The following is an 8,581-nucleotide window of genomic DNA, read 5'->3' as shown; positions in this document are numbered from 1 at the left end:
ACCCGGCGGGGCGATCTCTTTTCTGTCGACCCGAGGGTCTGACTCCAACACGCCGCGAGACGGCTCGAGACGCCCCGCCCCACAAACCCCTAATTCAGCAAGCTCCTAGATCACGAACCCGGTCGAGGAGTCCGTAAAGCTGTGACTGGTCGCGAATTTCACCTATGAACACGGTTTCGCCCACACCGGCCTCGAGCCGCATCCCTTCTAACGCCGACGCGAGGCGCTCGGTCACGCGGCCTCGGATGCAGATCCGGTACATCGTCGGTTGCATCTACCCTCCGCCCGCCAACTGCAAATACAGCATTCGCCGGCGTCGGGTGAGTCGTCATCACCCGGCGCGCTAATTCACCCGGGTGAGTCAGGTGTCTCAGCGCCGCGGCCGGTGGCCTCAGGGTCCACGTGGGGACGACGGTCCGGCGCAGTCTTAGTACCGCTTTTAGGAGCCCCAGCAGCTGTCCAATCCCCCGATTGGTAACGACCACGAGCACTGACACGCACGTAAAAACCGGATCACCAAGCTCGGTCGCCGGGTTGGATCTCTACCTGGATCGCCCCGGCGGCAGGGTACGCGACGGGTGATGGAAGCCATACGCGTCGCGATCCGTTCGGGGCGATTGGTGCCGGGCATCCAGTTGCCTTTGAGTCGCGCGCTGGCCGCCGACCTCGGTGTCGCGAGAAACACCGTTGCCCGTGCGTACGCCGAACTCATCGCCGAGGGCTTGCTGACGTCACAACAGGGCTCGGGCACATTGGTTGCCCAACGTGCCGAAGTCGTCCGGCCCGGCGCTTCACCGCCGCAACGAGGGATGGAGCGGTTGGACCACGACTTACGGCCGGGCCGTCCGGATCTGTCGTCGTTTCCACGGACGGAGTGGAGTCGTGCGGTCAAGCGCGCGTTGCACGCTGCACCGTTCGAGGCGTTCGGCTACACCGATCCACATGGGCGGCCGGAGCTTCGCAGCGCCATTGCCGAGTATCTCGCTCGCGCCCGGGGAGTTCGGGCCCGACCAAGCAACATCGTCATCTGCAGCGGCGCCGCCGAAGGGTTGAACCTGGTGGCCGGCGCGCTGGCAGCAGCCGGGTTCACGGCCGTTGCCGTCGAGGCGTTCGGCCTGCACACGCAGCGGGCGTCGCTCGCTCGGGCCCGATTACGTTGCCCCCCAATCACAGTGGACTCGCATGGCGCTGACGTCATGGCTCTCGATGGCATGGCAGATGTGGGCGCTGCGCTGCTCACGCCGTCGCACCAGTTCCCGCTTGGCGTGCCTCTGCGTTCCGACCGCCGCGCAGCTGTCGTTGACTGGGCGCGACGTACCGGCGGACTGATCATCGAAGATGATTACGACGGCGAATTCCGCTACGACCGCAGCCCCGTCGGCGCGCTGCAAGGCATAGATCCCGAGCATGTCAACTATATGGGCACGGCGAGCAAGTCGCTGGCGCCGGGGCTTCGGCTCGGGTGGCTGGTGCTGCCGGACCGGCTCGTCCATGCGGTGGGCCGGCAAAGGGGCGAGCGCGAGGAGACCTCGGGCTTTGTTGACCAGTTGGCAATGGCCGAATTCATCTTGTCCGGTTCCTATGACAGACACATTCGCACCATGCGCGCCCAGTACCGGCGCCGCCGCGAGCAACTCGTCGCCGCTGTCGCCCGGTCGTCACCGACGACCACCGTCGCAGGAATGCCCGCGGGTCTACAGGTGCTGCTTGAACTTGACGGGGCCGACGAAAGCGCGCTTTGTCGCCAACGCGAGTGGCGACGGCTCGGCGTGGACGGTCTTGATCAGTTTCGCCATCCCGAAGCCGGCAGCACGCGGAATGGATTGGTCATCGGGTTTGCAGCGCCCGCGCCGAGCGCATGGTCAGCTGCACTGGATGCGCTGATCCGACTGCTGCCCTGAGGATCCGGCTCAACTGGCCCCATCTCGCCGCACCCAAGTGGCCCACGAACAGCGAGATACGAGGATTAGCGTTGCATGCATGACAGTGGCAGGCAGCTCCGCAGTCGCCGATCTGCTGTGCATCACGCCGATCCCATTCGAGTTCGAGGGCAAGGCACCGAGTGGAGCTGGCGAGCCGGCGGTGCTGCTCGCCACCAAGTCGGAGCCGCCGGCCATCCGCGCTCAGCTCATCGAACGAGCAGGCCTGATCGACACCTTGTCGACGGAACCCTCGCGCAAGCTCACGCTGCTCAGCGCGCCAGCGGGCTGGGGCAAGACGACGCTGTTGGCGCAATGGGTGCGCGGCGCCGATGACCGCCGTCGACGGGGTTGGCTGTCCCTCGATGCGTCCGACAACGAGCCGGCGCGATTCTGGGCCTGCGCGATCGTGGCGCTGGGCAAGGCCGTCCCGGGGGTGGCGCCGCGCGCGCTCAAGCACATCACGATGGGTGCCGACGTTCGACGGGTCGTGTTGCCCACCTTGCTCGACGAGTTGGCCGCCATCGACTACCAGATCGCGTTGGTCCTCGACGACTACCACCTTGTCGAAAATCGGACCGTGCACGAGCAGGTGGCTTTCGTCGTGGAACGGATGCCCCAGACTTTCCAGCTGGTGATCGCCGCTCGCTCGGATCCCATGCTGCCGTTGGCGCGGTTGCGCGCCCGCGGCGAGCTGCTAGAGCTGCGGGCCGAGCAGCTTCGCTTTGAAGCCGGCGAAGCCGCGGACCTGTTTGGCGGCGTGCTCGGTTTGGAGTTGACCGACGCGCAAGTCCAGCTCCTATTTCGCCGCACGGAGGGGTGGGCCGCGGGACTGTATCTCGCCGGGCTGTCGTTGGCCGGGCGCATCGATGCGGCAGCATTCATCCAGACCTTCGCAGGCGACAACCGTCACATCGTTGACTACTTGATGGCCGAGGTACTCGAGGGTCAGCCTTCGCACCTGCGCGAGTTTTTGTTGCGCACATCAATCTTGGGGCGACTCAGCGGTCGGCTGTGCGATGCGGTGCTCGAAACGTCTGACTCCGCCTCGGTTCTGGAGAAGATCGAGCGCGAAAACCTGTTCGTGGTGCCGTTGGACATGTCGCGTCAGTGGTATCGCTATCACCAGCTGTTCGGAGAGTTGTTGCGCACCGAGCTGCGTCGCAGCGAGCCCGATCTGGTAACCGATCTGCACCGACGAGCCGCGGACTGGTTCAAGCGCGAAGGCCTTGTCGATGAGGCGGTGCCCCATCTGGTCGCTGGCGGCGACATCGCGCACAGTGCTTCGCGCACCCAGGGGTGTGCGGTCGGTGAGGAACTGACCCCCAAAGAGCTCGAGGTCCTTCGCTTGCTCCCCACCCGGCTATCGCGAAGCGAGATCGGTGCGCAGCTATATATCTCACTTAACACCGTGAAGACCCACCAGCGCGCCGTGTACCGCAAGCTCCACGTCGAGCACCGCAGCGGGGCGGTCATCCGGGCACGAGAACTCGGCCTGCTGTAATTCGGCATGTTCCCCGTGCGGCTGCAGGGGATCGAAACCGGCGCTCTGTCAAAGCTTTTGGGGTTGAACTGCCAGTTCGTTGCGTCTCGTTAGCCGTTCGGTGCGTTGCCCGGAGCCGCCGCGCTCGTGGAACTCGTTGGGCTTGTCGGACTCGTTGGGCTCGTAGGCCGCACCGAGCTGGTAGGAGTCGTAGAGCTCGTCGGGCTCGTGGGAGTCGTCGGACTCGCGGGACTCGTCGGGCTCGTGGGAGTCGTCGGACTCGCGGGCGTGGTACTTGCAAGGCCTGGGCCTTCGCCACACCAGTCCGCCACGTCTTTCGGGTACTGCTCGAGCGGTGGAGGGCAACGCTGCCCCGGCGGAAAATTGGCGCCGGCGTTGAGCAGATCGCAGGGCACGTAGACCTGCTTGCCCTTGGGAGTGTTGGTCAGACACTTCGTCGGCGGCTCGCCATGGGCCGGAACGGGAATAGTGGCCGCCGCCACCACCGCCACCACCGCCACCACCGCGCCGAGCGCCCCAGCAAAACGGCGATAGGTCATGAGAGCTCCTTGCGATGCGGTTTCGGGCGTGCGCGGCGTGTCATCGCCGTCGTATGACGATTAAAGCCGCTCACCCCGGGCGTAAGCCAACCATGGGTCTGGCTTTGAACAGGACATTCTCGGTGGAGCTGCCGGGAATCGAACCCGGGTCCTACGGCATTCCCTCAAGACTTCTCCGTGCGCAGTTCGCTATGCCTCTGCTCGGATCTCCCGGTCACGCGAACAAGCCGAGATGACGATCCCAGTCGCTGTTGGTGTCCCGATGAGTCCCGCGACCGGACTCATCGGTGGATCCCTCTAGCTGACGCCAGGGTCCGGGTCGAGGGCTTTCCCGGTCTGACGGACTAGCTGTCGCTTAGGCAGCGAGAGCGTAGTCGCGCTGATGTGAATCGGCGCTTATCTGTTTGCAACGACGCTTACGGTGGTCAGTTGCCTGCACCGGCACGCTTCCCTTGATTCGATGCGCGAAGTCGAAACCTTTCAGCCCCTCGCACCCCACCGACTTTCGGCAGGAATATCCATGGTACCCGCCTATCAACCAGCGGCGACGGGATGATCTTCCCCGGCCGGGCTGCGATCAGATCACGAAATTCAGGTGCTCGACGACGTGGGCGGCCACGCCTTTGTCGCCGTCCAGGTCGATGTCCTGGGCGCGGGCGGGACACATCGGGCGGCCACCGGCGAGCCTGGTGAACTGCAACCCGTCCAGCCGGATGGTGGAGGTCGGGTCCTGACCGGCGAAGTCGTCGACCACCGCGGCCCGGCCGTCGACGCTGACCCGGATGGTGCGGGTCAACGGGCCGGTGAGGTCGAATTGGATGCGTGAGCCCTCAGGCGCCTTGGCCAGCTTGCCCACCACGTACCCCATCGTCGCGGCGATCTCGTCGACGGCAAGCGACGCCGCCGGCCCGGCGAGCTCGTCATCGGACGGCGAGCGGGCCAACGCCACGCGAATGTCTTGCTCGTGCATCCAGCAGTCGAACACCCGGATCCGCATGAACCGGCCGTAGGAGTCCGGGCCGGTGGGAGTCATCGTCGCCGCATCCCATTCCTCGCCGGACATGTTCGTCAGCGCTTCGCTCCGATCGGCGGTGATCGCCCGGAAGCTTTCCAAGACGTCGGCGTCGGCGTGCGCGCTCAGATGACGGACCCAGCACTCGTTCATCACGCCGACGTTGTTGCGCACGTGGTCCAACGCGGAAACGTCGACATCGGGCTCGGGCGCGGCGATGCCGGCGAGGAACGACTCGGTGCCGATCATGTGCGACACCAGGGCCTTGACGTCCCAGCCCGGCAGCGGGCTGGCCGCCCGCCATTGCGCTTCGGAAAGCCCGCCCAACAGCGCATCGATGTCGTCCCACACCGCGAAGAGACCGGTGAGCACGGTGGACTTGTCGAGTTTGGTGACGGGGCGATCGGCCATGCTCGGATCGTAGGCCGTCAGGCCGAGGCGATCATCGCCACGGATCCCATGGCGAGGACCATGCCGATCCCCTGCAGGCGGGTCACCCGCTCGCGCAGTACCACCATCGCCAGCACGACCGTCGCGGCCGGATACAGCGAAATCAGGATGCTGGCCAACGACAACAGCCAGGTGTGCAGAGCGGCCAGCATGGTGATGTTGGCGAAGATGTCCAGCACGGCGACGGCCACGGCCAATTTGAGCGGGCGGCCGCGCGGCATCGCCAGGTTCTGGCTGGTTTTGGCCATGGCGAACACGACCAGGCTGGCGGCGACCCGGGCGAAGACCAGCGGCCAGAGCTTGCAGACGTGCGGCGCCTGATGCAGAAACACCAGGTTCAGCCCCATCGCCGAACCCGCGACCACGGTGAGCCAAGCCACTTTTGGAGTGAACCGGTACGGCGTTCCTTCCACCGGAGCCTCGCGGCTGACCAGCATCACCGCGCCCAGCGCCAGGACGACGCCCACCAGGGCCGCTTGCCCGGGCCGCTCCCCCAACGCCATGCCCACGGCGACGGGCACCGCGGCGTTGAGCACGGCGGCCAGTGGCGAGACCACCGAAATCGGGCCGGAGCCAAGCGCGGCGAAGAACGCCCACATTCCGAACGCCATGCCGATGCCGTACAGGCAACCCCACAGAACGGCACCGGCGTGAACCGGCCCGCCGACGAACACGGCCATCGCGCCCAGCAACAGCGTCTCGATCGGGTAGGCGACCAGCATGACGCGCAGCGCGGCCACCCGCCGCGCTGCTACGCCGCCCACGAAGTCGCTGACGCCGTACGTCACGGCCGACAGCTGCGCGTAGGCCGCCCCGATCAGGTCATGCCCTTTGCTCGCCGTCCCATTTCACGAACCACCTCACGCTGTGCATCACGCTGCGCCATGTCCTGGCGCTTGTCGTAGGCCCTTTTACCGCGCGCGAGGGCCAGCTCGACTTTGACCTTGCCCTCCGAGAAATACAGCGACAGCGGCATCAACGCGAGGTTACCATCTCGTATCTTGCCCACCAGCCTGTCGATTTGTTGCCTATGCAACAACAGTTTTCGGTTTCGACGCGGTTCATGGTTGGTCCAGCTACCGTGCTGATACTCGGGAATGTACAAGTTGCGCAACCAGACTTCGCCGTCGTCGATCGTTGCAAAGGCATCAGCTAACGAGGCTTGGCCCAGCCGAAGGCTTTTCACCTCGGTGCCTTGCAAGGACACTCCGGCCTCGAACAACTCGATGATCGAATAGTTGTGTCGCGCTTTGCGATTGGTGGCAATAACTTGTTTGCTGCCACCTTTGCCGCCAGCCGCCTTGGCCCGGCCGGAACCCTTGGCCATCGCTACCGCCGTATATAGAGGCGCAAGGTCGCATAGGCCGTCACCGCCGCCATCGACACGCCGAGCAGGAACAACCACGGCGAGATATAGAGGATGTCGGCGTAATCGACCTTGGCGATCAGATGAGCTTGGTAGAACTGGCTCAGCGCGTTGTCCAGGAACAATGCACGGACCAACATGAGTCCGAGCACGGCGATGGCCACACCGATGGACGCGGCCAGCATCGCCTCGACCAGGAAGGGCAGCTGGGTGTACCACCGGCTGGCACCGACCAGCCGCATGATTCCGATCTCGGTGCGCCGGGTGTACGCCGCGACCTGCACCATGTTGGCGATCAACAGGATCGCCCCGACCGCCTGCACCAGGGCGACGGCGAACGCGGCATCGCGCAAGCCGTCCAACACGGCGAACAGCCGGTCGATGAGGTCCTTCTCATTGAGAATGCTGCGTACCCCGGGCTGGCCCTGCATCGCGGCATCGAACTCCGCGTGCTGCTCGGGATTGTTCAGTTTGACGATGAATGACGCGGGAAACGAGTCCTTGCCCGCCACGTCCTTGAACTCCGGGAACTTCTTGATGGCGTCGTTGTAGGCATCCTGACGGTTGACGAAGCGCACCGATTTGACGTCTTGGCGTACATCGATCTTTTCGCGCAACCCCTTACACGGCGCGGACGCACACGTCGTGTCGTTGGCCGAGATGTCGTCGGCCAGAAACACCTGCGTCTCTACGCGGTCCAAATAGATCTCGCGTGAGTTGTCGGCCAGCCGGACCACCAGCAGACCGCCGCCGAACAGGCCGATGGAGATCGCGGTCGTCAGGATCATCGCGGCCGTCATGGTGACGTTGCGGCGAAGCCCGGTCAGAACCTCGTTGAGCAGGAAACCGAAGCGCACTTAGCGGTCCATCCCGTAAATGCCGCGCTGCTCGTCGCGAACCAACCTGCCCAGCGACAGCTCAACGACGCGCTGGCGCATCGAGTCGACGATGTGGTGGTCGTGCGTTGCCATCAGCACCGTCGTCCCCGTGCGGTTGATCCGCTCCAACAAATCCATGATGTCCTTACTGGTGTCTGGGTCGAGGTTGCCCGTCGGTTCGTCCGCCAGCAGGACCAGGGGCCGGTTGACGAACGCGCGGGCGATCGCCACCCGCTGCTGCTCACCACCGGACAACTCGTGGGGCAATCGGTTGGCTTTGCCGGACAGGCCGACGGTTTCCAGCACGTCGGGCACCACCCGGTTGATCGCGTCGGATCGTTTGCCGATCACTTCCAACGCGAACGCGACGTTCTCGTACACCGTCTTTTGCTGCAACAGGCGGAAGTCCTGAAAGACGCAGCCAATGACCTGGCGAAGCTTCGGGACGTGACGACCGCGCAGCTTGTTGACGTGGAACTTCGACACCCGGACGTCGCCGCTGGTCGGGTTCTCGGCGCCGAGCAGCAGCCGCATGAACGTCGACTTGCCCGAGCCCGACGGGCCGATCAGGAAGACGAATTCACCCTTGTCGATCTTGACGTTGACGTCTTCCAGCGCTGGGCGCGCCGACGTTTTGTACTTCTTGCTGACATGGTCCAGGGTGATCATCACGGCACGCCAGTGTAGCGGTGAATTTCGCTGGCAGGCGAAGTCAACTGGCCGGCGGCGGCGAAGTCGGAACCGGTCCGGGCCCCGGCTGAGGTTGCTGCGGCGGTGGCGTGGCCGGGCTCGAGCTGGGCGGGCAGAACGGCGCCGGAAGAATGCACGGCAACTGTGGTAGCTGGAACGGCGGAGTCGTGGTCGTGGTCGTGGTCGTCGTCACAGGTAGTGGCGGCGGTGGCGGGGGTGGTGG

Annotated in this window: 9 protein-coding genes, 1 other RNA gene and 1 pseudogene; 2 read left to right on the top strand and 9 right to left on the bottom strand. The window is 65.0% G+C overall.

Annotated features, from left to right (window positions below; genetic code table 11):
- Positions 1–94 precede the first annotated feature (94 nt).
- On the bottom strand, positions 95–274 hold the full coding sequence (locus BST14_RS26920) for a DUF8691 family protein (protein ID WP_083067343.1): 180 nt from the start codon (positions 272–274) through the stop codon (positions 95–97).
- A 307-nt stretch (positions 275–581) separates the two neighbouring features.
- On the opposite strand from BST14_RS26920, the gene pdxR reads away from it, so the two are divergent.
- Together pdxR and BST14_RS26910 are read left to right on the top strand one after the other, a co-directional pair.
- On the top strand, positions 582–1,901 hold the full coding sequence (gene pdxR, locus BST14_RS26915; RefSeq protein WP_083067342.1) for a MocR-like pyridoxine biosynthesis transcription factor PdxR: 1,320 nt from the start codon (positions 582–584) through the stop codon (positions 1,899–1,901).
- Between the two features lie 79 nt (positions 1,902–1,980).
- On the top strand, positions 1,981–3,423 hold the full coding sequence (locus BST14_RS26910; RefSeq protein WP_083067341.1) for a winged helix-turn-helix domain-containing protein: 1,443 nt from the start codon (positions 1,981–1,983) through the stop codon (positions 3,421–3,423).
- 48 nt (positions 3,424–3,471) lie between these two features.
- On the opposite strand, the gene BST14_RS30210 is transcribed toward BST14_RS26910, so the two are convergent.
- From BST14_RS30210 to BST14_RS26870, 8 genes and pseudogenes are all read right to left on the bottom strand, one after another.
- Positions 3,472–3,723 (bottom strand): hypothetical protein, encoded by a 252-nt coding sequence (locus BST14_RS30210; RefSeq protein ID WP_158085939.1) that lies wholly within the window; start codon positions 3,721–3,723, stop codon positions 3,472–3,474.
- A 359-nt stretch (positions 3,724–4,082) separates the two neighbouring features.
- Positions 4,083–4,450: a transfer-messenger RNA gene (gene ssrA, locus BST14_RS26900) on the bottom strand.
- A gap of 89 nt (positions 4,451–4,539) precedes the next feature.
- Positions 4,540–5,385 (bottom strand): maleylpyruvate isomerase family mycothiol-dependent enzyme, encoded by an 846-nt coding sequence (locus BST14_RS26895; RefSeq protein ID WP_083067339.1) that lies wholly within the window; start codon positions 5,383–5,385, stop codon positions 4,540–4,542.
- Positions 5,386–5,402: 17 nt separating this feature from the next.
- Positions 5,403–6,245, bottom strand: coding sequence for an EamA family transporter (locus tag BST14_RS26890; protein WP_142279637.1), 843 nt, complete (start codon positions 6,243–6,245; stop codon positions 5,403–5,405).
- Positions 6,242–6,751, bottom strand: a complete 510-nt coding sequence (gene smpB, locus BST14_RS26885) for an SsrA-binding protein SmpB (RefSeq protein WP_065052255.1) — start codon at positions 6,749–6,751, stop codon at positions 6,242–6,244. The genes BST14_RS26890 and smpB overlap by 4 nt, the downstream gene beginning before the upstream one ends.
- A gap of 2 nt (positions 6,752–6,753) precedes the next feature.
- A complete protein-coding gene (ftsX, locus tag BST14_RS26880) occupies positions 6,754–7,647 on the bottom strand; it encodes a permease-like cell division protein FtsX (protein ID WP_083067338.1) in 894 nt (297 codons plus the stop codon).
- On the bottom strand, positions 7,648–8,337 hold the full coding sequence (ftsE, locus tag BST14_RS26875; protein ID WP_083067344.1) for a cell division ATP-binding protein FtsE: 690 nt from the start codon (positions 8,335–8,337) through the stop codon (positions 7,648–7,650). It lies immediately after the preceding gene.
- Positions 8,338–8,380: 43 nt separating this feature from the next.
- Positions 8,381–8,581, bottom strand: a pseudogene (locus tag BST14_RS26870) (hypothetical protein); the annotation flags it as partial.

This window comes from Mycobacterium arosiense ATCC BAA-1401 = DSM 45069 (genome assembly GCF_002086125.1).
In the GTDB taxonomy this organism is placed as follows: Bacteria; Actinomycetota; Actinomycetes; order Mycobacteriales; family Mycobacteriaceae; genus Mycobacterium; species Mycobacterium arosiense.
Note: the sequence above shows the minus strand (reverse complement) of the source record. Positions and strands in the feature narration are given on the sequence as shown.